This is a genomic window from Nodosilinea sp. E11 (genome assembly GCF_032813545.1).
In the GTDB taxonomy this organism is placed as follows: domain Bacteria; phylum Cyanobacteriota; class Cyanobacteriia; order Phormidesmidales; family Phormidesmidaceae; genus Nodosilinea.
The window spans coordinates 939,108-962,144 of sequence record NZ_CP136520.1 but is presented as its reverse complement, the minus strand read 5'-3'; the positions used below and the strand labels follow the sequence as shown (position 1 = coordinate 962,144).

The 23,037-nt window shown below is 56.1% G+C and carries 17 protein-coding genes and 1 tRNA gene; 10 read left to right on the top strand and 8 right to left on the bottom strand.

Going from position 1 to position 23,037, the window contains the following annotated elements:
• Positions 1-174 precede the first annotated feature (174 nt).
• Positions 175-2,613, bottom strand: a complete 2,439-nt coding sequence (gene pheT / locus RRF56_RS06640) for a phenylalanine--tRNA ligase subunit beta (RefSeq protein WP_317036850.1) — start codon at positions 2,611-2,613, stop codon at positions 175-177.
• 388 nt (positions 2,614-3,001) lie between these two features.
• Between pheT and RRF56_RS06635 the strand changes: the two genes are divergently transcribed.
• Complete coding sequence (locus RRF56_RS06635) at positions 3,002-4,591, top strand: protein kinase domain-containing protein (protein WP_410510542.1); 1,590 nt, start codon at positions 3,002-3,004, stop codon at positions 4,589-4,591.
• A 16-nt stretch (positions 4,592-4,607) separates the two neighbouring features.
• Here the strand turns inward: RRF56_RS06635 and RRF56_RS06630 are convergent, their stop codons facing one another.
• Entirely contained in the window at positions 4,608-5,780 is a 1,173-nt protein-coding gene (locus tag RRF56_RS06630; protein WP_317036848.1) for an AI-2E family transporter, read from the bottom strand.
• A gap of 215 nt (positions 5,781-5,995) precedes the next feature.
• Between RRF56_RS06630 and RRF56_RS06625 the strand changes: the two genes are divergently transcribed.
• Together RRF56_RS06625 and RRF56_RS06620 are read left to right on the top strand one after the other, a co-directional pair.
• Positions 5,996-6,706: a GDSL-type esterase/lipase family protein gene (locus RRF56_RS06625; protein ID WP_317036847.1), complete on the top strand. Its 711-nt coding sequence runs from the start codon at positions 5,996-5,998 to the stop codon at positions 6,704-6,706.
• Between the two features lie 33 nt (positions 6,707-6,739).
• On the top strand, positions 6,740-8,170 hold the full coding sequence (locus RRF56_RS06620) for a DUF2252 domain-containing protein (RefSeq protein WP_317036846.1): 1,431 nt from the start codon (positions 6,740-6,742) through the stop codon (positions 8,168-8,170).
• Between the two features lie 7 nt (positions 8,171-8,177).
• On the opposite strand, the gene RRF56_RS06615 is transcribed toward RRF56_RS06620, so the two are convergent.
• Positions 8,178-8,675: a RidA family protein gene (locus RRF56_RS06615; protein WP_317036845.1), complete on the bottom strand. Its 498-nt coding sequence runs from the start codon at positions 8,673-8,675 to the stop codon at positions 8,178-8,180.
• Positions 8,676-8,844: 169 nt separating this feature from the next.
• Between RRF56_RS06615 and RRF56_RS06610 the strand changes: the two genes are divergently transcribed.
• Positions 8,845-9,603, top strand: a complete 759-nt coding sequence (locus RRF56_RS06610) for a GAF domain-containing protein (RefSeq protein WP_317036844.1) — start codon at positions 8,845-8,847, stop codon at positions 9,601-9,603.
• 188 nt (positions 9,604-9,791) lie between these two features.
• On the opposite strand, the gene RRF56_RS06605 is transcribed toward RRF56_RS06610, so the two are convergent.
• The 4 genes from RRF56_RS06605 to hetZ all read right to left on the bottom strand — a co-directional run bounded on the left by RRF56_RS06605 (position 9,792) and on the right by hetZ (position 15,789).
• Positions 9,792-11,078 carry an aspartate aminotransferase family protein gene (locus tag RRF56_RS06605; protein WP_317036843.1) on the bottom strand — a complete coding sequence of 429 codons (1,287 nt, stop codon included), beginning with the start codon at positions 11,076-11,078 and terminating at the stop codon, positions 9,792-9,794.
• Between the two features lie 167 nt (positions 11,079-11,245).
• Entirely contained in the window at positions 11,246-13,543 is a 2,298-nt protein-coding gene (locus RRF56_RS06600; RefSeq protein WP_317036842.1) for a DUF3488 and DUF4129 domain-containing transglutaminase family protein, read from the bottom strand.
• 95 nt (positions 13,544-13,638) lie between these two features.
• A complete protein-coding gene (locus RRF56_RS06595; RefSeq protein ID WP_317036841.1) occupies positions 13,639-14,643 on the bottom strand; it encodes a hypothetical protein in 1,005 nt (334 codons plus the stop codon).
• A gap of 39 nt (positions 14,644-14,682) precedes the next feature.
• Positions 14,683-15,789, bottom strand: coding sequence for a heterocyst differentiation protein HetZ (hetZ, locus tag RRF56_RS06590; protein ID WP_317036840.1), 1,107 nt, complete (start codon positions 15,787-15,789; stop codon positions 14,683-14,685).
• Positions 15,790-16,132: 343 nt separating this feature from the next.
• On the opposite strand from hetZ, the gene RRF56_RS06585 reads away from it, so the two are divergent.
• From RRF56_RS06585 to RRF56_RS06575, 3 genes are all read left to right on the top strand, one after another.
• A complete protein-coding gene (locus RRF56_RS06585) occupies positions 16,133-16,603 on the top strand; it encodes a hypothetical protein (protein ID WP_317036839.1) in 471 nt (156 codons plus the stop codon).
• Between the two features lie 54 nt (positions 16,604-16,657).
• A tRNA-Val gene (locus RRF56_RS06580) sits at positions 16,658-16,729 on the top strand.
• A 380-nt stretch (positions 16,730-17,109) separates the two neighbouring features.
• Positions 17,110-18,084 carry a hypothetical protein gene (locus RRF56_RS06575; protein WP_317036838.1) on the top strand — a complete coding sequence of 325 codons (975 nt, stop codon included), beginning with the start codon at positions 17,110-17,112 and terminating at the stop codon, positions 18,082-18,084.
• A 325-nt stretch (positions 18,085-18,409) separates the two neighbouring features.
• Here RRF56_RS06575 and glmM read toward each other — a convergent pair whose 3' ends face one another.
• The gene (glmM, locus tag RRF56_RS06570; protein ID WP_317036837.1) at positions 18,410-19,885 is read right to left on the bottom strand and encodes a phosphoglucosamine mutase; all 1,476 of its coding nucleotides are present in this window, start codon (positions 19,883-19,885) and stop codon (positions 18,410-18,412) included.
• A gap of 91 nt (positions 19,886-19,976) precedes the next feature.
• Between glmM and RRF56_RS06565 the strand changes: the two genes are divergently transcribed.
• The 3 genes from RRF56_RS06565 to RRF56_RS06555 all read left to right on the top strand — a co-directional run bounded on the left by RRF56_RS06565 (position 19,977) and on the right by RRF56_RS06555 (position 22,653).
• Positions 19,977-20,450, top strand: a complete 474-nt coding sequence (locus RRF56_RS06565) for a DUF309 domain-containing protein (RefSeq protein ID WP_317036836.1) — start codon at positions 19,977-19,979, stop codon at positions 20,448-20,450.
• A 278-nt stretch (positions 20,451-20,728) separates the two neighbouring features.
• On the top strand, positions 20,729-21,895 hold the full coding sequence (locus RRF56_RS06560) for a cysteine desulfurase family protein (RefSeq protein WP_317036835.1): 1,167 nt from the start codon (positions 20,729-20,731) through the stop codon (positions 21,893-21,895).
• A gap of 20 nt (positions 21,896-21,915) precedes the next feature.
• Positions 21,916-22,653: a DUF1995 family protein gene (locus RRF56_RS06555; RefSeq protein ID WP_317036834.1), complete on the top strand. Its 738-nt coding sequence runs from the start codon at positions 21,916-21,918 to the stop codon at positions 22,651-22,653.
• Positions 22,654-23,037: the final 384 nt, after the last annotated feature.

The window sequence follows — 23,037 nt, the reverse complement described above, 5'->3', positions numbered from 1 at the left end:
TGGCCCAGCCCGCTTTCCCTGGTGACGTTTGCTCATACCGAATCTGACCTACAAAACCCCGATTCGAAATTGATACCTCGTAGGAGCATTGCACTGCAATGCCCCGACAAATCGGGGGTAGACAGATAGGATTTAGTATCAGATGCCGACTTGGGAACGCGGATTTTGGAGCGCTTAGCTGCGCAGCGTTACGCCGAACTGTTTCTCTAGGGTGGCACGCACCTTTTGGTGAACAGGGTCTACGGCATCGTCAGTAAGAGTCTGATCGGGGGAGCGGTAAACCAATCGAAAGGCTAGGCTGCGCTGTCCTTGGGGGACGCTTTCACCCCGGTACTCGTCGAAGAGGGCGACCGACTCTAGCAATTTGCCCCCGGCTTTGGTCATGGCAGTCGTTAGGTGGGCGACGGTGACCTCTAGGGGAGCGTAGAAGGCCAGGTCGCGATCGCTCACCGGGAAGGTCGAATACGCCGCGAACTTAACTGACTTTTGCAGTACCGGCACCAGGCAGGTCTCCAGCGCCGACCAGTTGAGCTGAAACACATAGACTTCGGCGGGCAACTGCCGCTGCTGGCGCAGTTGGGGGTGTAGCTGGCCAAAGCGTCCCAGCTCTAGCCGCCCCCGCACCCACAGCGATGCGGTGCGACCGGGGTGAAACCGAGGATCGGTGCTGTCGGCGCGGTAGTCAACCGCTAGCCCCAGGCGACTAAACACGCCGTCAAGCACGCCTTTGGCCTCGTACCAGGTGAGCGGTTGAGCCTGACCACTGGTAACCCACTGGCTCGATCGCCCGTCGCCTCCCACAATGCCACCGATCGCTTCCGCCTCGTGAATACCCGCCTCGTCTTGCCAGAAAATATGGCCAACCTCAAACCCGTTCAGCGGGCCGTTGCCCTGGTTGAGGTTAAAGGCGTAGGCCTCAATCAGACCATCGACTAGATCCTGGCGCAGGGCAGAGTATTCAGGAAAGAGGGGGTTGGCGAGGGTAACCTGGCGATCGCTAATCGGTTTAGTCAACGAGTAGTGCAGCAGCTCCGTTAGCCCAGCGGCGCGAAAGGACTCGCGCAGCCGACGGTGCAGGGCCGCTTCTACCGAGAGCGAGCCGCCGATCGCCTTTTGGGGCAGGGTATCGGCAAAGTGGTTGTAGCCGTAGAGGCGAGCTACCTCTTCAATCAAATCAATTTCGCGCTCTAGATCGCGGTAGCGGTAGGGAGGCACCGTCACCGCCCACACGCCCGCAGCCTCGGTCGCCACAACCTGGCAGCCCAGGGTTTCTAAAAGGGTTTGAATCGTTTCGGGAGGTAGGTCTTGGGGGTGGTCACCCAAGTTGGTGACCTGGCCGAGCAGTTGGGTGACCCGACTCAGCCGCAGCGTGAGCACCCGGCTGGGAATGGTGGCTCCTAGGGCAGTGGTGCCGGTGGTTTGGGCCACCACGGTCGCTCCGGCTACCTCTTGCAGGAGCTGGAGGGCGCGATCGCAGGCGAGTACCAACTCCGCCGGGTTTACCCCTCGCTCGTAGCGGGCCGAGGCCTCGGTGCGCAACCCCTGGCTGCGGGCCGACTTGCGAATGGCCGCCGCATCAAAAAAAGCGGCCTCTAGCATGACGGCTACAGTACCGTCGTGGACCTCAGTGGCTTCGCCGCCCATCACCCCAGCCAGGGCCACGGGTTGGTCATTGGCGGTAATCAATAGCGTCTCGGGGGCTAGCTGGCGCTTTTGACTGTCAAGAGTAACCAGGGTTTCGCCAGCATGGGCGTAGCGCACGCCGAGACTGAGGCTGTCCCCGGTCGTCACCAGGCGATCGCGGTCAAAGGCGTGGAGCGGTTGGCCCCACTCCAGCAGCACGTAGTTAGTGATGTCTACCACATTGTTAATGGGGCGGGTGCCCGCCGCCTGGAGTCGCTGCTGCAACCACTGGGGTGACGGACCAAGAGCAATATTTTCAAGCACCGTACCAATGTAGATGGGGCAGGCTTTGGCATCGGGCAGCGAAATTGCCGGAGCCCCTGAACTGCTGGGGACGGCAACGGACTTAGTGACTGGTAAATGCAGCGCTGCCCCCGTAATCGCCGCCACCTCTCGGGCAATACCCACCATGCTGAGCGCATCGGCCCGGTTAGCGGTGGAGGTCACGTCCAAAATCACGTCATTTAGCCCTAGTAGGGGGCGCACGTCCTGGCCCAGCTCTAGGGCTTCCGCCTCAAAGATATGAATTCCTTCAGACTCTTTAGCCAACCCCAGCTCGGCTAGAGAGCAGATCATGCCTGCCGAGGGTACCCCCCGCAATTTACGGGGCTTAATGGTCAAATCAACTACGGGCAGATAGGTCTCGACGGTGGCGACGGCCACGTAGATGTTGGCCTGCACATTGGCAGCGCCGCACACTATAGTTGACGTATTGGCTTCACCAATATCGACCACACAAACGCTGAGTTTATCGGCATCGGGGTGCGGGGTGCGCTCTACCACTCGCCCGACCACCACGCCATCAGCCCAGGTGCGTCTGTCCTCAATATCTTCGACCTCAAAGCCGGCCATGGTCAGGGCATCAGCCAGCTCCCCTGGAGAAAGCTGGACATTGACGTATTCGTTGAGCCAGTTCAGAGATATGCGCATGGTAGGGCTAGGAGACCGCTAAAACGTCTAGAACGCTGTGGTTTATTGCCCAAACATTCTACCCTGCGGCCATTGCATCTACCCAAAGGACAGCCGCCGATTGACCACATCTCCCCTAGGTCACTTAACAAAGGGGGATCGAAATTTCATCGACTTTTCACATTTCGCCTCAATTTCGCGCAGAAGTATATATCCCTTGGGATGAATGCTATAACCCCCCTCGGAAAGAGGGAACAATTGGGGTAATGTGGCAGTACCGCATGGGGTCGGCCCTCATAACCCCCGCATTCGCGGTGTTGTGGCTCCCTGTTGACGGCCTCCGCTGCTGGCAACTCAATCCCAGATGAGGCCTTTGAGCCTCGTTTAGACATCCACCACCTTGGGCCGCATGAGCTACTGCATCCAACCCGATTGTTCAAAGCCTAAGAACCCTCCCACAGTCAGTCATTGTCAATGCTGTGGGGCAGAGCTGTTGCTGCGAGGCCGCTATCGGATGATCCGGGCGCTGGGGCGAGGCGGTTTTGGGGCTACGTTTTTAGCCCGCGACGAACTACTGCCGGGCAAGCCTCCCTGTGTTATCAAACAACTGCGCCCCTCGGCTGAAGCTCCCCATATCCTTGATATGGCTCGGGATCTGTTTAAACGGGAGGCCAAAATTTTAGGGATGATTGGCAACCATCCCCAACTGCCCCGTCTGCTCGACTATTTTGAGAGTGGTCAAGAATTTTTTCTGGTCCAAGAGTATATCAACGGCTTTACCCTCCAGCAGGAGGTCAAGCGGGGTGGCCCCTTTACCGAAGCGGGGGTAAAGCAATTTCTCAGCGAAATTTTGTCGATGGTGCAGTACGTCCACGACAACCACGTTATTCACCGCGATATTAAGCCCGCCAATATCATTCGCCGCGACCAGGATAAAAAACTGGTGCTGATTGACTTTGGAGCCGTAAAAGATAAGGTCAACCCTGCCCAGGCAGCTAGCTCTGACCAGACAGCACTCACCGCCTACGCCATTGGGACTCCTGGCTACGCACCGCCTGAGCAAATGGCCATGCGCCCCGTGTATGCCAGCGACATCTATGCTTTAGGAGTCACCTGCATCTACCTGCTTTCCGGCAAAGCTCCCAAGGATCTTAACTATGATCCCAATACTGGCGAGCTCATGTGGCGTGAGCAGATTCACATTAGCGATCACTTTGCTGGCGTGCTGCAAAAAATGCTCGAAGTTTCGGTGAAACATCGCTATCAGAGCGTAGAGGCGATTCACCGCGACTTAGATCTCGAACCCTACATGGAAAGTTTGGCCCAGAACATGGCCTTCCCCTCATCAGGCAGCTCAGCCGCCAGTGGGTATAGTAATAGCTATGGTCTGGTCAGCGGTCCATCTACTCAGCCAGGTATGACTCCTTCGGGAGGGTCGCCATCGTCGCGTATGGCCGCAGCGATTCGCGCCCGTCGCGAGCGATCGCACTCCGATTCCAAGAGCGCTACCTCCCCAGGGCTGGGCCGCAATGGTGCGCCCCCACCTCGTCGGGTAACTCCTTCGGCGACCGTGCTCTCCTCAGAAGATGTCAAACAAAAGTACACCAAAGGGCGACGCGACTTTTCGCTACAGACGTTCAAAAACCTCGATCTTCAGCGCACCTTGCTGGCAGAAGCCAACTTTAATCAGTCGAAACTGCCTAGCGCCAACTTCCAAGGATCTGACCTCAGTAACGCTAATTTTGGCCGTGCCAATTTGAGTCGGGCTACCCTGCGCAATGCCAAGCTGGTCAAGGCCTACTTCCACTACGCCAACCTGGAGGGGGCTGACCTACGGGGGGCTAACCTGGCCCGCGCCTGTTTGTCTAATGCCAACCTGCGGGGGGCCAACCTGTGCGGGGCAGACCTCACCGGTGCGCTGGTTTCCGATGACCAACTGGCCTCGGCCCGCACTAACTGGTCTACGATTATGCCCAACGGCCATCGCGGTGTTCTGTAGGTCGCCTTGGCTTGATCTAGGGCAGGGCCGCCGCCTTACTCTGGGTAGGCTCAGTGGTAACGGTGGCCTCGGGAGCTGGCGGCAGTTGACGCGCGTTGCGTAGGGCAACTAGAGCTTCTTTGATGATCACGGCTGCCGGTACAGCCACAATGACGCCCAACAACCCCCCGACCCTTGCCCCCGACAAAATGGCAATAAACACCCAAAAGGGATTCAGCCCGGTGACGCTGCCCAACACGCGCGGGGCAATGCCGGTTTCTACCAGCTGTTGCACAACCACAGCGGCAACCAGCATCGGAATAGCAATTTTGATGTCTCGCAGGGCTACTAGCAGCGTGACAATAATTACCCCCACGGTGCCGCCAAAGGGTACCAGGGCTAGTAAGCCCACGGTGAGACCAAACAGTGAACCAAAGGGCACATTGAGCAGCCCAAAGATAATGGTTAAGGCTGTGCCAAAGCAGCTGGCAACAATAAACTGACCTAAAAAGTAATTGCGAAAGCTTTGCCGCAGGGTATCTGAGAAGGGCCGCTGAATGCGGTGGGGCAGCAGGCCCACTACCCCACCCCACACTTCTTCGCCGTGCTGGAGAAGGTAAAAGGTGAGCACAATGGTGAGCACCACATCGAGCAATTTGTTCGCGGTAAAGACCGCTACGTTGAGGGTGAGGTTGAGGGCCTCGCCCGCAATTGACTGAATTTCGCGCTTGAGGCGATCGCTAGTTTGACTGATGAGCCCATCTAGATTGATCGGCCAGCCCCATTCGGTTAATTTGCCGTCGAGTACGATCAGCTGAGTTTTGCCCGAGTCAAACCAGTCGGGCAGGCGCACCACCAGCTGCTGTCCCTGATCAATCACGAAGGGCAGGACGGTAATGGCTAAGGCCGAAAAACTCACCAGCGCCAGCGCCAAGACGAGAATGGCCGCCTGGCCGCGCTTGAGCCCCAGCCGTTCTAGCCTAGCCATGGGATAGCTGAGCAAAAACGCCAGCAGGGCCGCAATTAACACGGTCACTAAAATAGAGCGAAAGTAGCCAAAAATAATTGACGCCGCCCACACGTTCAGCAACAGCAGGGGGGTGGCCAACAGCACCAGGGTTGACTGGGCCATGGGACTGAGGCCATCCCACCAGCGGGCTAGCCAACTGGTCGTGATGGGTTCATCGCTGGGCGCTGCACCGTACTCCATACTCTCTGCTCAATCCTGGCTAGGTCGGTATTGCTGTGGCCTTAGCAGCCACTTACAGCCTACGGCAAAGCAATGGGTTTCCACCTTGGGCGATCGCTTTTTTTGTGGCCGAGGTATAGGTTGTCGTTTAGCACTAGGCACCCCAGAGGGTAATATGTAAACAATTTAAAACAAATGCTGAGATATCTTAGCTCTATTCTTAGTTTGCCTAGCCTATGCTCGCCCATCAACCCAGACCTACCCAAGGGATTACCCTTAAGCAACCCCATCCCCAAAAGGTGTTAGTGCTGGGCGACAGCCTGGTGTATGGCTTTGGTGATCCTGAAGGGGGCGGCTGGGTCGAGCGACTGCGCCGTCTGACGATGGAACCGGGCCGTCCCGGAGCGGTGTTTTATAACCTGGGGGTGCGAGGCGACGGCGTAAACCAGGTACAGCAGCGCCTTGCCCATGAGTTTCGCTATCGCGGCGAACTGCGCAATCGGCTGCCCGATCTCATTGTGCTGTCGGTGGGTATGAACGATTCGGCTCGGGTGGGCAACCCCTTAGGGCGTAACCGCACTGACTTTGATGACTTTGAGGGGCACATCGAAGACCTGTTGTCCCAAGCGCGGCAGTTGTGTCCGGTGCTGTTTGTGGGCATGACGCCGGTTAACGAGCAGGCGATGCCTTTCTCAGAGGTGCTTTACTATACCCACAGCGACCAGTGGCGCTATCGGGAGGCCACCCGCCTAGCCTGCTCTAGCCACAACATTCCCTACCTCGATGTGCTCAATCTGTGGATGAGTCGGGGTGAGGCCTGGTGGCAACCGCTAATTTCGGCAGATGGTCTGCACCCTAATGTGGCGGGTTATCGGGCGCTGCTGCACGACATTTTGACCTGGGATGCTTTTCAGGCTGCCGTAGATGTCCCTGCTGGCCCGGTTTAGGGCTCGCGATCGCACTCACCACCCCGCCCGCCTATGACAACTTCCAACGACGCCTCGGCCCCTCGGCATTTAATCGACGTCTCTAGCCAAAGCAGATTCTCTGTCGCCGATCGCAAGGCGGCAGGCAAAGCGCTGCGTCAAACCCTAAATCGTTCGGAGCACGGGGTATATCGGCCTGCTGAAAACCGGCTTGACCCCGTTGATATTCTAGAGGCTCAGGCGGCCAGTCGGGTGCCCAGCCTGGTGCCCCTGCGCTACGGGCGTATGCTAGCTTCTCCGTTTGCGTTTTTGCGGGGTTCTGCAGCGGTGATGATCGCCGATATTGCTACCGCGCCCACCACCGAGATTTATGTGCAGGCCTGCGGTGACATGCATGTCTCCAATTTTGGGGTGTTTGCCTCCGCTGAGCGCAACCTGACATTTGCCATCAATGATTTTGACGAAACCTACCCCGGTCCTTGGGAGTGGGATCTCAAGCGCTTAGTGACCAGCGCTGTGGTGGCAGGCCGCTATCTAGGGGGCGATCGCCCCCTCTGCCAGGAGGCGGTCATGGCCACCGTTGAGTCCTACGCCGAACATTTGCAAACCTATGCTGATTTCGGTTACCTCGACCTCTGGTACGACACTATTACCGAGACTGAGCTGCTGCAAAAGCTGCCCGATAGCGCTGAGAAATATACCCAGCGCATGCTAGCCAAGGCCCGCGATCGCAACCACCTACAAGTGCTCGACCGCATGACTGACCTGGTCGACGATCGCCACCATATTGTGGAGGTTCCGCCCTTGGTGGTACGGGCTGAAACCCTAGGCAATGCCTCTGCGGTAGTGGCCGCCCTAGAGTCTTTGATGCAGGGCTACTATGGGTCTCTGAGCGGCGATCGCCGGTTTCTGCTGTCGCGCTACCGACTGCTAGATGTGGCTCGGCAGGTCGTTGGGGTAGGTAGCGTTGGTACCCGCTGCTGGGTGCTTTACCTAGAGGGCAAAGACGCCAGCGATCCCCTCTTTCTACAGGTTAAAGAAGCCCAGCCTTCGGTGCTAGCTCCCTACTCCCAAGCGCCCTGCAACTATCGCTTGCCCGACGATCACCAGGGACGGCGGGTAGTCATTGGTCAAAAACTCATCCAAGGTTCCCCCGATATTTTTCTCGGCTGGGGTGAGCGTGATGGCGTTCACTATTACCTGCGCCAGCTGCGCGATATGAAAGGCGGCTTTAAGCTGGAACCCGAAAAATTTCAGGTGTCAAACCTGCCCAGCTACTGTGCCCTCTGCGGTTGGGCTCTGGCCCTGGCCCATGCCAAGTCGGGTGATGCGGCTATGTTGTCGGGTTACCTGGGCAAAGGCAATGCCCTAGGCGAGACCTTGATAGGGTTTGCCGAAGCCTACGCCGACCAAAACGAGCGTGACTACGAACGTCTAGTGTCCGCCGCCGCCCGGGGGCGCATTGCCGTCGAGCGCGACGCTTAGCCCGAGTTCAGTCTAGACAGCCCTCGTCTAGGTCGGCGGCCATCACTGGCGGAAACGCCCCCGGCTGAATAGGACGCCCTAGCACAGTATTCATGGAACGAGGAGCGGGCCTTGAGCTGCCCTCGCAAAGGGCCTCTACCTCAATCTCGACCAGCATATCGGGGTTAATTAACGCTGGAATTTCGACGGTGGTGTTGACTGGCGGATGGTCGGCAAAAAGCTCCTGGTGGGCAGCGGCAATCTCTTCCCAGCGCGTCATGTCGGTGACGTAGATGCGGGTTCTCACCACATCCCTGAGGTCGGCTCCTAGCTCTTCAAGGGCTTGCTGAATAATCTCAAAGCAGCGCTGGGTCTGGGCATAGGCATCGCCCGGGGCAAAGGTGCCGCCCTGGCCATCGCTGGGAGCAGTGCCCGAGACAAAAATCTGCTGTCCTACCCGCAAAGCTCGGCAGTAGCCGACCTGCTCTTCCCAAGGGGTGCCCGAAAAGACCCGCTGCCGTGCCATCGCTGTCCTACTGCAAAACCAGCTTCAGCATAGCGTTATTCCTGCCCTGTGTCCGGGCCAGATTTTATCGTTTTAGTATGTTAAGTGCTGTCAAATCTTTCGCTGCTTGCTGAACCTTTCCCAGCTGAATCTTTAAACTGGTATGGGGGCTAGTGGGATTGCTCGGGAGATGAAAACAAATATCTCTGTTCACGAAATAGATCGACTAGAAGCGCTCCGAGAATATCATATTCTCGATACTCCTTCAGAGCAAATATACGACGATATTACAACTCTAGCTGCGTTTATCTGTGATGTGCCGATTGCCTTAATCAGCTTAATTGATGCCGATCGCCAGTGGTTTAAGTCAAAAGTAGGGCTAAATACTCAAGAAACCCCGCGCAATATCTCATTTTGTGACCATGCCATTTTGAATCAAAGCATAATGATTGTTAATGATGCTCTAGATGATGAGCGCTTTGTTAATAATCCATTGGTGACCTCTGAACCCGGCATTCGCTTTTATGCCGGTGTGCCGCTAACTACCCCCAGGGGCTATCAGCTAGGCACGCTATGCGTGATTGATCATCAACCCAGAGCTTTGTCAGAGGTGCAGCAGAAAACCCTTGCTGCCCTCGCCCGTCAAGTTGTCATTCAAATGGAGCTTCAGCGGGTGTCGGCTCACTTGGCAGCGGCGCTAGACAAGATTGATCTGATGGCCGGGTTGGTTCCTATTTGCTCGTACTGCAAGGGCATTCGCAATGATCAGGGCTACTGGTCTACGGTCGAGAAATTTATTGAACAGCATTCTGCCGTAGAGTTTACCCATGGGGTTTGTGATGGCTGTATGCGTCATCACTTTCCTGATGTCGCCAACGTTTTGCTACCCCAATCTGACCGAGCAAATCTAAGCTATGACGCCGACCAAGGAGATGCCTTGGTCGGCTGATAGGGGCAATGCGTCCCCCGCATCTGTGAGGGCGGTTCTACGATGACAGCTGATACCAAATCCTACTGGGCTACCCCCGATACCACTGGGCGAACCGCCGTAATATGAAGTCCGATCAATTAACCAACAGAGAACGGCTTGCCTGCCACTATAAATGCGGATAGGATGAAGCCGACGAACTAGGTAGGCTAAGCTTGGCTCACGACTGCTAACGCCTTCTCCACACCGTTCAAGGCTTGCTGTACTTCATCGGCGCTGACATTGAGCGGCGGTACAAACCGCACCACCTGTGGTCCGGCGGGCACCAGCAGCAGCCCCTCGCCCATGGCTGCTTTGACAATATCCACCGACTTAATCGCCGTCTCCGGCTGAAGCACGAGGCCATTGATCAGCCCCCAGCCCCGCACCTGGGCCAGCAGGGTTGGATACTGCTGCACCAACCGTTGTAGGCCAACTCTTAGCTGCTCTCCGCGCTGTTTGACGTTGCTCAGTAGATTTTCAGCCTCTAGGGTTTCGCATACCGTCAGCCCGACCCGGCAGGCAAAGGGGTTGCCGCCAAAGGTGCTGGCGTGGTCGCCCGGTTCAAACACCGCGCAGGCTGCTTTGCACAGCAGCGCCCCAATCGGAATGCCGCCCCCCAATCCTTTGGCAGAGGTGAAGATATCGGGTTCAATGCCCAGATTCTCAAAGCCCCACAGGGTACCGGTGCGGCCCATACCCACCTGCACCTCGTCAAGGATCAGCAGAATGCCTTTCTGATCGCACAACTGACGCAGTCGTTGGAAATAGGCCACATCGCCGGGGCAGACGCCCCCCTCCCCTTGTAAGGCTTCAAGCATGATCGCTGCCACCTGGGGGGTTTCGGCGTCAAGCTCATCCACTAGCGCCTCTAGAGCGGCAATATCGTTGTAGGGTACGTAGGCGAAGCCCGGCATCAGCGGGTCAAAGTTTTTTTGGTATTTGGGTTGCCCTGTGGCGGTGACGGTGGCCAGGGTGCGGCCATGGAAGCTAGCCTGGGCGGTGATAATCAACGGGTTGGCAATGCCTCGTTGGGTGTGGGCATACTTGCGGGCTAGTTTAATCGCCCCTTCGTTGGCCTCGGCCCCCGAGTTGCAGAAAAAGACTTTATCGGCGCAAGAATGCTCGACTAGCCAGTGGGCTAGCGCTCCCTGTTCGGGCACGTAGTAGAGGTTTGAGACGTGGTGCAGGGTCTGAATTTGCCGGGTTACGGCTTCGACCATGGCTGGGTGGGCGTGGCCCAGGGTGCAGGTGGCAATGCCTGCGACAAAATCGAGGTAGCGACGGCCCTCGTTATCCCACACAAAACAGCCTCGGCCCTTAGTGAGCGCAATGGGAAAGCGCCCGTAGGTGGTCATGACATCGGCATCAAACTGGGTGGGGGAGAAGGCCACGCTGCCGTTTGAGGTCACGCTCAGCGACTTAAGGGAGTTTTGGACGAGGGTTTTTAGGCTCACGGTTGGGGGAGGGGGAGTAGGTGGATAGCAGGTTTTGGGTTTGGGTATACGGTTCACGCTCAGCGGCTTTGCCGATCTCTGGCACCTAAATACCTAACCTCTAACTTGGATCGAGCATAGCGGAAACCCCAGGAAAATCAATGGTGCTCTGGAGCGATCGGCCGCGATTAGCGCTGGATTGCCCGCTGACGTTCGGGGCGATTTTGCCGAATGATCCGCAATTTCTCGCCCAGGTACGTTAAGTTTTGAGGCTCGCCGCCGTAGCGCCAGCGTACGTAGGCATGGGCAATTTCGTTGGCGGCCTGGGCCGGCTGGGGTTGGGTTTGCTGGTACAGGCGTTGGCTGTGTTCGAGGGGGGTTTCGGTGGGGGTTTTGCCTAGCCCCCGCTGGTCAAAACAGGTCAGCATTTGTTGATATAGGCGTTCGGTGGGAGCCATGCGGCGCAGTTGTTGGTAGCGCCAGCCGCGCCGCAGGCCCAAAAAGGCCAGCCAGCTAGCAAAGCCCAGGCCAGTGGCGGCGGCAATGCCTACCATAATGCCAACCCAGCCTAGGGTCAGCAGGGCGTTAAAGGTGCGGATTAAGTAAGCTAATCCCTCACTGAGTAGGGTGATCAAGCCTTCGACAAGGCCCACTAATGGGGAGGGTAACCAACCGGCTAGCCAGTTCCAAAACCGCCGCACTAGGCTAAAGGCTTCGTACTCTCTCAGGCTGGGAGGAATTAGTTCGTGCCCCGGAATGGGGTCAAAGCCAAACCAGCCGTATTGGGGAAAGTAAACCTCGGTGATGGCGTAGGCATCGGTGTTGCGCACTACGTAAAACCCCGTTAAGGGGTTGAAGTCGCCTTCGCCAAACCCGGCCACCAGCCGCGCTGGAATGTCGATGGAGCGCAGCATGACGGTCAGCACGGTGGAGAAGTGGTCGGGGTAACCCCCTTCGGTTGTAAATAGAAAACTCTCGACTAGGTCTTGGTCAGCGGTGAAAAAGGGCAGCTCAGGCTGGATGGTGTAGCGCTGCTTGAGGGCCTGAGCCAGGTAGAGCGCTTTTTCGTAGGGATCGCTTAGGGGGGTGGGAGAGGTGGCCAGCAATTCCTCGGTTTTGGCCCGCACCGGCTCGAGAATAGCGTCAGGTACTTGCAGGTAGTGCGATCGCATGCCGGGCGGATAGTTGGTACCGGCCTCGCGCAGCTGGGTGCGATCGCGGTAGGGCACCCGCGACACGACTGAATAGGTCATACCCTCTTGCAGGAGAACTGGCGACCTCAGACTGCCCTCGGCATCGATCGCTACCTCCCGGGTAGGAAAGTACAGTTCCCTAGGCTGATACATGGCCGGAATCAGGTTGGGCAGTTCGCTGACTAGGGTGTAGGTTTGCACCACCTCTCGGTAGCGGGCCAAGGTGGGGGTAATGGGCAAGAACATCTGGCTGGAAAATCGCCAGCGCCGCACCCGCTGGGGGTCGTCATTGCGCGAGATATCCCACCCCTGACCGGTGTATGTGTCAAAGGCGAGCACTCGCCAAAAGCCCGGAGCCTGCGACCTGACCCGCATCACCACCTGGGGGGTCATAATGCCCCGCAGATTTTGATTCATGCGCTGGTTAAAGCCGTAGTAAGACGTCAGATCGATCACACCGGGACCGCTGGCTCGGCTGCTGCCGCTGCCCTGAATGGTGCCGCCCTCGCCGTCCTCAAACCCCTCGCCAGCTTCGTTACCGTTGCGCTGGTAGGCCGGGTTAATAATGCTTTCGCCCGAAAAGTCGTCGGGGGTGTCGATCACCGAGCTCACCGGAAAATTCTGAATCTGGTATCCCGGCAGTCGCGGCAAAAATAAAAAGATCAGCAGGCCCAGACTCACGATTAGTGCCACTAGACCAAGAAATCGTCCCAGGGTCGGTCGCAGTTTGACGTTGCCCCAGGCTCCACCACCCAAGCCCAGGCGCGACTGATAATCTAGCCCCAGCACTGGCACCGCTACCGCCAAAAACAGCAGGAGTAGCGGGGCAAAGGCCAAGGTCTGGCTAATGGTGGCGGCCACCCCTAGCAAAATTAGGCCAATCATCATCGAGTAGCCTAGGTCTTTGCGCCGGGGTAAGTCAAAGCTGTGTAGCACCTGCAATTGCACCAGCAGCTCCGCCAGCACAATTCGGGTATCGCCCGGCTGCTCAATCAACCGGGAGAAAAAAGCTGCCAAGGCCATCAGCATGCCAATGGCAATAAAGAATTTAACCGCCACGTTGCGATCGCGGCGGCGTTGCCAGCTAAAGGCTGCTCCCACAGCGCTCAAGGGCACTGCCAGCAAATTCCACCAAGACGCCTGAGTGACCCCCGCCGCCGCCACTACCACCGAGCAAATGCCCAGGGTCACCAGCACCTGCACTAGCACCCGCAGTAACAAAGAATCTTCAATTTCCTGGGGCGGAATCGGCCTAGCCAAAGGAGACGAGGCTATCCAGCGCGAAGCAACCATGGCGGCAACGGGGTGAGGGTCGCCTCCATGCTAACCGCTGAACTAGCCTCTGCCCAGATTAAGGCAGAGGCCTGCACCTGCCTCAATCGGGAGGGTTAATCATCGGCCACTACAATCTGAAAGCTTAACGGAGTCTCCCCTTCCAGACTGACATCCAAACGATGTACCGCACCGGGTGCGGCTACCAAGCGCAACACCAACTCACCGGGGGTTGTGCGCTCAGATCCTAGGGTATCGCCCAGCGCAGTGAGCACCAAACTGCCGCTAGTCGGCAGCAGCACCCTCACCTCAAGCTGACAATCTGGAGCTGCCTGATAGGTAGCCTGCACTGTCAGCGCACCCGCTGTGGCCAGCCAAGTTTGCGTTTGGGTGGGGTTGGTCGCCGATACCGTTAGCGACAGGGCTTCAAAAATACCCTGGGCAGCCAGCATAGCCAGGGCCACCTGCTGCGGGGTGGATGCAGTGGCGTAATCGACCTGAGCCAGGGTTTGCGTCTGGGCCGAGCGATAGGCAGGCCGAGCCACTAGTCCTGCAATATATTCTAGGGTTTGGGGCTGGTCGGGAAACAACTCTTCTACCGCGACCACTAGCCGTCGTCCGGTTTGGCGAATTTCGTGTACTGCTTGCTGGCACTGGTTGAATAGATCGCTCAAGACCTCTTCGGGCAGCCTGCTGGGAACCGAAAGATTTTTGAGGTGGTCTAACCAAATAGACGCTGTGCCAGACTTTAGGGTGTCAGGATACTCTTGCAATCCTTTTTCCCAAGGAAACAGAGGCGGGCGTTGGGTAATCTCTTGCCGCAGGCGGCGCTTCAAAAGGGCTTCGAAATGAGGTTGCACAGTGGATAGGTCTCCAGAGTCAAAAACAGGGGTGTCGTTACTATCGATCGCGGCGTTACCTGGCGTTGCTGATGCTGGAGTAGATGTCTCAAAGCCAGGGTAGACCTGAGAGGTAGGTGCAGTATCTAGCCCCTCCAGCTCAGCCGTCTCAGCATCAACCGCCGGAAAAAAGTGCGTTCCTGATGGCGAGTCATCCGTCGAAAGGGGCTCTAGTAAAAGCCTTAGAAGGATGTCTTCGGGGATATCTGAGTCTCTATTCATGGCCTGGCACGGTCTGTCCGGATGGATGTTTGAGAGATCTTAAACGTTACGAATTTCCCAAGCCTGCTCCAGCAGCTTAGTCCACTGTTTTTGAAACTGGGTAGGGGTCATGGCCAAGATCTTAGCTGCTTCGCCATCGGATACGCCCTGCTGTTTAAGGGTTAGTAACTTAGTTTGCTTGACGCTGATCGTATCTTGCAACTGCTGCCACTGCTGAAGGGTCAGGCCTAAGTTGGTCTCTAGACCCGCCTCCAGCCACTCATGCACCAGTTCCCAATGGTGTGACAGGGCAAAGCGCAACAAATGATACTTAAACCGTTGCTGTAGATAGTCGCGCTGGCGAGGGGTGAGGTTGAGCAGCGACTCTATCTCTTGAGTGGGTAGGTCGAGCAGTCGCAGGGTGAAATAGTCGGCACATTCGTCCTGGTTGCGCTCTTTGAGGTACGCCAGCAGCTCTTCGACCACCCGGCCCCGTAGAGAATTTTCGGGTAGATCATCGGTCTGGGCGATCATCTCTTCGCGCACCCGCTGGTGGGAGGCCGCCGGGCGCACATCATCGCCGTCACCGCCGTAATCAGTGGCTTGCTCAATATCAATCGCGAGCTCTGGGGGCTGCTGCTTAGAGAATGTCTGGGCCCGCAGAATGATTAGCTGCTGGCTGCGACGACCCGGTAGGGGAATGCGGCGCTTGCCGTAGCGCTCTGAAAAGGCCATGAACTCGGCGAGTTCTAGCAGGGTGCGGGGCTGGTAGCGATCGGCTAGCTGATTCTCTCGTCGAAAGGCATTGAGCGCTTCGACGTAGAAAATCTGTAAGAAGTCTTCGATCAGGGCTAACCGCGCCTGATAGCTGGTTTGCACCTGGGGCGGTGTGATGTAGCGATAGACAATGGCGCTGAGGGTGCTGTGCAGTTCAACGCGCCCCTGACGTGATCCTAAGTTGTAGTACTTAAAACACTGCTCTAGACGATGCTTGCCTAAAGACTTGGCCCAGGATTCGACATCGCCCGATGCCTGAATGCGATCGCTCTCGCTACAGATGCGCTGTACCTCTGTGGCCAAACGCTGGGCAAGCTGCCGACATCCTGTTTCGGGGGCCGCAGTGCCGGTTTTTAATTCTTGGTAGAAAAGCTGGCTAAGCGAATCCACGCTCAACGTACAGATACCCTGACTCAATCTGGCTATCCTCAAAAAGCTACACAAAACAGTGAAGCGATATTCAGGTATGTGACGCGGTGGATGCAGCCCCCTACAACCTGGCAGCAGGCTTACCTCAGCTAGACTGGTCGAAAACGCCAGCCTCGGGTAAGTTGAAAGATAAATAGCAGCCGTATCGGTAGAATAACCCAGGTTGTAAGTTGTCCAACATCCTAGCATCTGTCCGTAAATATATGGACAAATCGTCTAAGGGCGATGTGAGAATTCAGCCGATTGACCTAGGGATATCTGTCGCTAGCACTGCTACCTTTCTGCTCAATACCCGGTGATCGCAATGGATCTCGACGCTCAAGTCGCCTCTCTCCAACAAAATGCCCCTGACGATGGAGTAACCGCTAACGCCATTACCACCATTGCACCGACTTTAAAGGCGATCGCAGGCCAGCTCAAGCACGAGCAGTACTACGTGCTACAAACCCTAGAGCAGGGGTGGATGATGACTACTCTCAGCAACCGCACCCAGCCCGACAGCCAAAAAAATATCGTTTATGCCTATCCCACCCTGCAAGATGCGGCTACTGGCCAATCCGCCAACGATCCCCAGGTGATGGCACTGCCGGTGCCAGTCGTGCACATCCTCTTTCAACTGCTGGCTATGCAGCCTATCGACAGCCTGATCTTTTTTGAAACCCCCGGCAAAATTGGCCACGGTGTCGAAATTCGTCGCCAAGATGTACAGGCTTTGATTCAAGCTCAGCTGCAACAAGCCCAGCAAACTAGCCCTATTCCGCCCAATATGGCTTAACCACAAAATTTTTGCTAAACCTGTACAGACGATGTGCTATCTTATAAAGCCCAAGGGCGATTAGCACAGTGGTAGCGCGCTTCCTTCACACGGAAGAGGTCACTGGTTCGAAACCAGTATCGCCCATACAGCAAAAGCACTGATGCGTAAAGGTTCCAGCCCTTATGCATCAGTGCTTTTGAGGATACACTAGGCTAGCACAAGCCACGATAATCATCTGACTGAGTATCATTTATGGTTCGTCTCGGCTATAGATTGGGCGATCGCGACGATTGTCCGCCGCCTCGACAGGATCTATGAATCTTGCCAAAGCGTTGCAATTAGATACTTTCTGGAGACTCGTGGCCCTTCTACTGTCCCAGTTAGTTATAGGAACAGAACCGCTTGAATCGGTGGGTCTATCATGGAAGCTGGGATTGAGCTTTGCCTGTGTCGGGTTAAAGCTGCAAGTGCCCAAATTCTAGCGAAACGACCCGGCTTAGCCTGTTTGCAGCCATAAAACGATAATGGGCTACTTGACTGCCTTTCTACAAGCTGAGTTCGCTAGACAACTTCCTCATGGTTGGTCGTGCCGCTCAGAAGTTCAAGTATTGCCGAAAGAATTGGTTAATGTATTGGGCTATTCATCTAGAGTGGATATACTTCTAGAAAGAGAGCAAGATAGCAAAAAGCTTTGGATTGAGTTTGAAATTAGCAGGGCTGATCCGGTCGCCAACCATGCCAAGTTTGCGACGTCCCACTTGTTTAAGCCGCAGCACTCAAATGATGCCTTTATTAGCATGGTTAGCTCTCATGTAACCAGGGGGAGACGCAACTTGGCAGCCAACTCCATTTCCCTGATGAGAGAGGTTGGGATGAATGCCTTTCAAACTGTTCTGCTACCCCAATTTTCACCCAGGGAGATCAAAAGAATAAATCATCTACCTCAAGAACTCATTCTTGTTGAGTCACTTGACATTAAGGCCGAGATATTTCGTGCAATTTCAGTATCCGAGTTTGTTCTTGATCTTCAGGATAGACGACTTCACTTCGCTGGAGATTTTCTTGAAGTTTTCCTAAATCTTAGGCAATGGAACTACGAAATTCTCCATGATCCTACTGCTCAAGACAAATGGGGACAACGTACCATCACCTATTTTGTGTTTGATCCTTACTCTCGCAAGTTTGCCCCATCAAAGTTTTGTGCCTACTCAGGAATCTGGAAACACAGGAAAACCACCTCATCTTTGCAAACTTCAGGATCATCGAATTCCGTTATGACTGTTGACTTTTACACCATTCTAGATGGTGCTTACAGCAACTTTGATGGGCGTCGGGCCAGAATTCACTTGACCAATTGCTTGGGCATGACAGCAATAAATTTATTACAAGCGCCTCATTTTGAAAAGATCTTTGAGGAATGGTTAAACATCTTTGGAAATTCTATTCGAGTACACCCTGCGGGTCCAATTTTTCTCCTCCCGCCAACTTGGTTTAAATAAATTAGAAACTTTCATTAGACCGGTCGAGTCGTTAGCCCAGCGTCAAGGAACTCAACAATGGATTCCCAACCGGTCAACCTGTAAGGGCATTGGCTTGGCCTGAGGCCTTACCGCCGTTCGCCCAGTGGCATGGGGGGCTAGCCAAGTAGGATTTGGTATAAGCCGCTTTCTGTATCGCTTTAGTCGGTGTTGCTGAATCGAGGCATGAATTTAGGTAGAGGTGAATGGCCATCACCTTTACGGAAGACATTGTATTTTCGATTCATACCCTTATTCAGCAACGCCGATTTTTTAGCGGTTCCTCAACGTTAGTATGGGAAACGATTTACACTGCCAGGTGCTGGCTGACTGACTGCACAATATGCTGCGTCCAGCGATCGACTAGGTCTGCATCAATGGCTTCGACCATCACTCGAATTACTGGCTCGGTGCCGGAGGGGCGCACTAGCACCCGACCCTCGTTGCCCATGGCTTGCTCGGCGGCTTCCACGGCTTGGCAAACCGGGGTGCAGTCTTGCCAGTTAAGGCGGCGATCGCGATCGACTACGGCCACATTCTGAAGTTTCTGCGGGTAGGTCTGAAAGCTGTTATCGACTAAGGCCGCCAACGACCCGCCTAAGCTCTGTACCAACGTCGCCAGATGCAACGCGGTGAGAATGCCGTCGCCTGTCAGACTGTAGTGATGGCAGAGGATATGACCTGACTGTTCGCCTCCGAGCTTGGCCCCTCGGTTAACCATTTCGCTGTAGACATTTTGGTCGCCCACCTGGGTCCGCACCAGGGTGCCTCCCAGCTTTTCCCAGGCGCGCTCAAAGCCCAGATTAGCCATTACCGTAGAGATCAAAGTGTGATTGGGCAGTCGCCCCTGATCTTGTAGGTGCTGACCCCAGAGATAGAGAATATAGTCGCCATCGACTACCCGACCTTGGGAATCTACCGCCATTACCCGGTCGGCATCGCCATCAAAGGCAAAGCCCAAATCGGCTCCGTGGGCTGCGATCGCCGCTTTGATCGGCTCAAGGTGAGTCGATCCGCAATCAACATTAATGCGATCGCCATCGGGAGCACCATGCAGAGCAATGACTTCAGCGCCAGCTTCCAAAAACACCTGCTCTGCTAGGCGAGTGGCTGATCCCCAGGCCATATCGAGCACCACCTTCATGCCTGCTAGATCGAGGCCAGGCTGAAGGGGTTCATGCAGAAAGCTGGCGTAGCGATTGACCAACTCAGGCCGGTAGTAGCACTGTCCCCAGGGCAAGGTCACAGCAGCGACCCCATTGGCTTGGCCCCGCAAGGCGGCTTCAATAGCGGCCTGTACAGTACTGCCTAGCTTGGTACCATCGCCCCCAAAAAACTTAATGCCATTGTCGGCAGGTGGGTTGTGGCTGGCCGAAATCATGATTCCTCCTAAAGCCTGGCAGGACTCGGCTAGGTAGGCTACGGCTGGGGTCGGGCACAGCCCAATGTGCCATACATCTAAACCAGCAGAGGTCAGCCCAGCGGACAGTGCCGAAGCCAGCATTGGCCCCGAGGTGCGGGAGTCTTGGCCTAAAATCACTGGCCCCTCGGCTAATCCCTCAGCCTGCATAACCAGCCCAGCCCAATAGCCAATTTCCATAGCCAAAGGAGCCGTCAAAAGATCCCCGGCTTTGCCGCGAATACCGTCGGTACCAAATAGTGGGCCAGAGGGGAGTTGCAATCTACCTAGTCCCAAAGCCGATAGCTCTGCGGTGGTCTCTGTACCTTTGCTCGGTTTGTCAGCAGGTACAATGCCCGGCGGTCTGACTGGAGAACTTACCATGTTAATTTTCCTCACACCTCACACTCACAGTGGAGGATAACACCTCTGCCTTAGGATGGAACCATCCCTCTGGATCAGTTACACCATTGTCATGGCCTTAAATAGCTCTACCGAAAGTGTTGATCCCCGTCTAAAGGAGGGAATTACCCTGTTTAACCAAGGTGATTACTACGCCTGCCACGATGTATTGGAAGCGATCTGGATGGAAGCAAACACCACTGACAAACCTTTTTACCAGGGTATTTTGCAGATTGCGGTAGGCCTGTACCATCTGAGCAACCACAACTGGCAAGGGGCCAGCATTCTCCTAGGAGAAGGAGTCAACCGTCTGCGCCCCTTTGAACCCGCCTACGAAGGAGTCAATGTAGAACGCCTGGTTGACTGTGGTTGGGCCTGGCTCACCACACTGCACCAGACCGGGCGGGAGCAGGTGATCGCGGTGGCCGCAGCGATCGCCTCAGCACCGGCCCCCCTGCCCTCAGCCTCGTCCTCAACCATATCCCTCACGGTGAATGGCGAACGACTCATATTGCCGACTCCACATATTTACAACGCCGATCCATAACGCCACAAAAACGCCGCAAAACTTTCTCCAGATCAGCCTGGCTGATTGACCGCCGAGCGAGGAGGGGACTATTTGGCCCTGTCAGCAGCGGCGACGGGCCTCATCCCTATATTCACTGTTCCTTAAATACGCAGAGATATCTACTGTAAATACACAGATATCTCTACTATCTGGTGGCTGACAGGTCTGGCTTAGCTGCTCTAATAATTAGAATCACCCTGCCTGCTAGGATAAAATTTGTGCCGCTGGGGCGCGCTGTTCTCTCGTCGACGCAGACTATGCAAATTTATTTAGACTACAGCGCTACTACGCCTCCTCGCTCGGAGGCGATCGCAGCCATGCAGGCGGCGATGGCCGAGCAGTGGGGCAATCCCTCTAGTCTTCACCAGTGGGGTAGTCGGGCGGCTACGGTGCTAGAACAGGCGCGATCGCAGGTGGCCAGTCTCGTCAATGCCCCTCTCGATGCAATTGTGTTTACGGCGGGGGGGACGGAGGCCGACAACCTAGCGGTGATCGGGGCGGCCCGCCGCTACCGATTGCCCCAGCACCTAATTATTTCAGCGGTTGAACATTCGGCAGTTGAGCAACCGGCCCAGCAGTTAGAGCAGATGGGCTGGCAGGTGACCCGGCTGCCGGTAGATGCCCAGGGGCGCGTTAGCCCCACCGACCTGCGCCTTGCTCTGCGCGATAATACGGCCCTGGTATCGATCATCTACGGCCAGAGCGAGGTCGGCACGCTTCAGCCGATTGAGGTGCTGGGGCAAATCGCCCGTGACCACGGCGCGCTGTTTCACACCGATGCTGTGCAAGTGGCGGGGCGCTTACCCCTCGATGTGCAAACGCTGCCGGTTGATCTGCTGTCGATCTCTAGCCACAAACTCTATGGGCCTCAGGGGGCGGGGGCTCTCTACGTACGACCTGGGGTAGAATTGTTGCCCCTACTGGGCGGTGGGGGACAGGAGTTTGGCCTGCGATCGGGTACTCAGGGTTTACCTGCTCTGGCAGGGTTTGGGATGGCAGCGGCCCTAGCGGCCACCGAAATGCCCCATGAGACCCTGCGGCTGATGAGCCTGCGCGATCGCCTATTTGCTCAGCTCGCTGACGTGACGGAACTGGTTCCTTCGGGCGATCGCCGCGATCGCTTACCGCACCATGTCAGTTTTTGCGTCACTGCCGCCGATGGCGATCGGGTCAATGGCCGTACCCTGGTGCGCGAGATGAACCTGGCGGGCATTGGCATCAGTGCTGGCTCGGCCTGCCATAGCGGCAAACCCAGCCCCAGCCCGGTGCTTAAGGCCATGGGCTATGGCGATCGCGCCGCCCGCTGTGGCATTCGTCTGACCCTAGGGCGGCATACCACCGCTGCCGACATCGACTGGACGGCGATGGTGCTGCGCCAGGTGTTACACCGTGCCCTCTCTCCTCTTACCCTATCTCCCGCCTAACTGTTGCTATGAATGGTGCTATGGATTCTGCTGCGACCGCTGTTCCCGCCAGCCTCGAAGAGGCCATTGTCCAGGCCAGATCGGCTACCCAAGCTGCTATTCAGGCGGGAATTCCCCGCATGATGGTGGAGTTGGTGTATTCAGAACTCAAGGGGCTGCCGGTAGCCCAGCAATTTTACCCAGCGCTGCAAGACCTCGGCCTCACTTTCAAGATCTACTTTCCCGATGCGGGATCGGCTGCCCTGGCTCGTCGCGACTGGGGCAACCCCGATTTTGTAGTGCGGGGCATTGGCGAACTCCACAGCGAGATGGAACCGGGCGATCAAGCCTACCTGTTTGTTGAACCCTCCTCCATTGAGGTCAATCAGGTTGAAGAGATGTGCGCCCAGGCAGGCGACGCCTTTGTGATTATGCTCAATCCCAAGCTCGAAGATGTAGCCACCATTGGCATCGGCTATGCTGGGCGGCAGCTGCGCGATCGCTTTCTCAGTACCTTAGAGCCGGTTTACTACCTGCGCCCTCTAGATGGAGCCGTGCTGCTGCGCGCTTACCCCAGTCCCTGGCAGGTGTGGCAAGACACCGAAACCGGCTATCAGCTTCTCGCTGAGGTGCCCCAAAAACCCTCTGGGGAAGCCCTCGATCGCATTTTGTCCGGTGAAACCGCTGACTCAGCGGCTCCAGGGGGTGGCCCAACTAAAGGCAAACGAGGTGGATTTTTAAGTGAGCTTCAGGGTTTTATTCGGGCTCTCACCCAATAGGTAGAGAACAAGCCAAGGTGATCGGTTATATCCCCGGTCAAGTCGCACTAATTAACCCTCATAAGATACTGTCTTGAGCTCTAAGCTAGAGTTATACTGCCTGCATCGTCTGGTTTCATCTAGGCCACTTTTAGACCGATAGCAGGCTGTGCTCTAGGCAAATGTCTAGATTCCCTCACAAACCTGATGCGTCCAGGTTAAAACGGTCGGGAGTGCCCTCTAAACTGGGCTTACCCCGCTTAGACTGCTAAGCGATTTTTGCTAGGCTCGGGGGCCGCTGCCCGTAGGTTTGCTGTAGCAGCCCTTCTTCTGCTGGGTATCCAGCTAGTACCCTGGCTAGTCATTTAGCACCCTAAGCTGACGTTGTTTTACGACTGGTGAGTT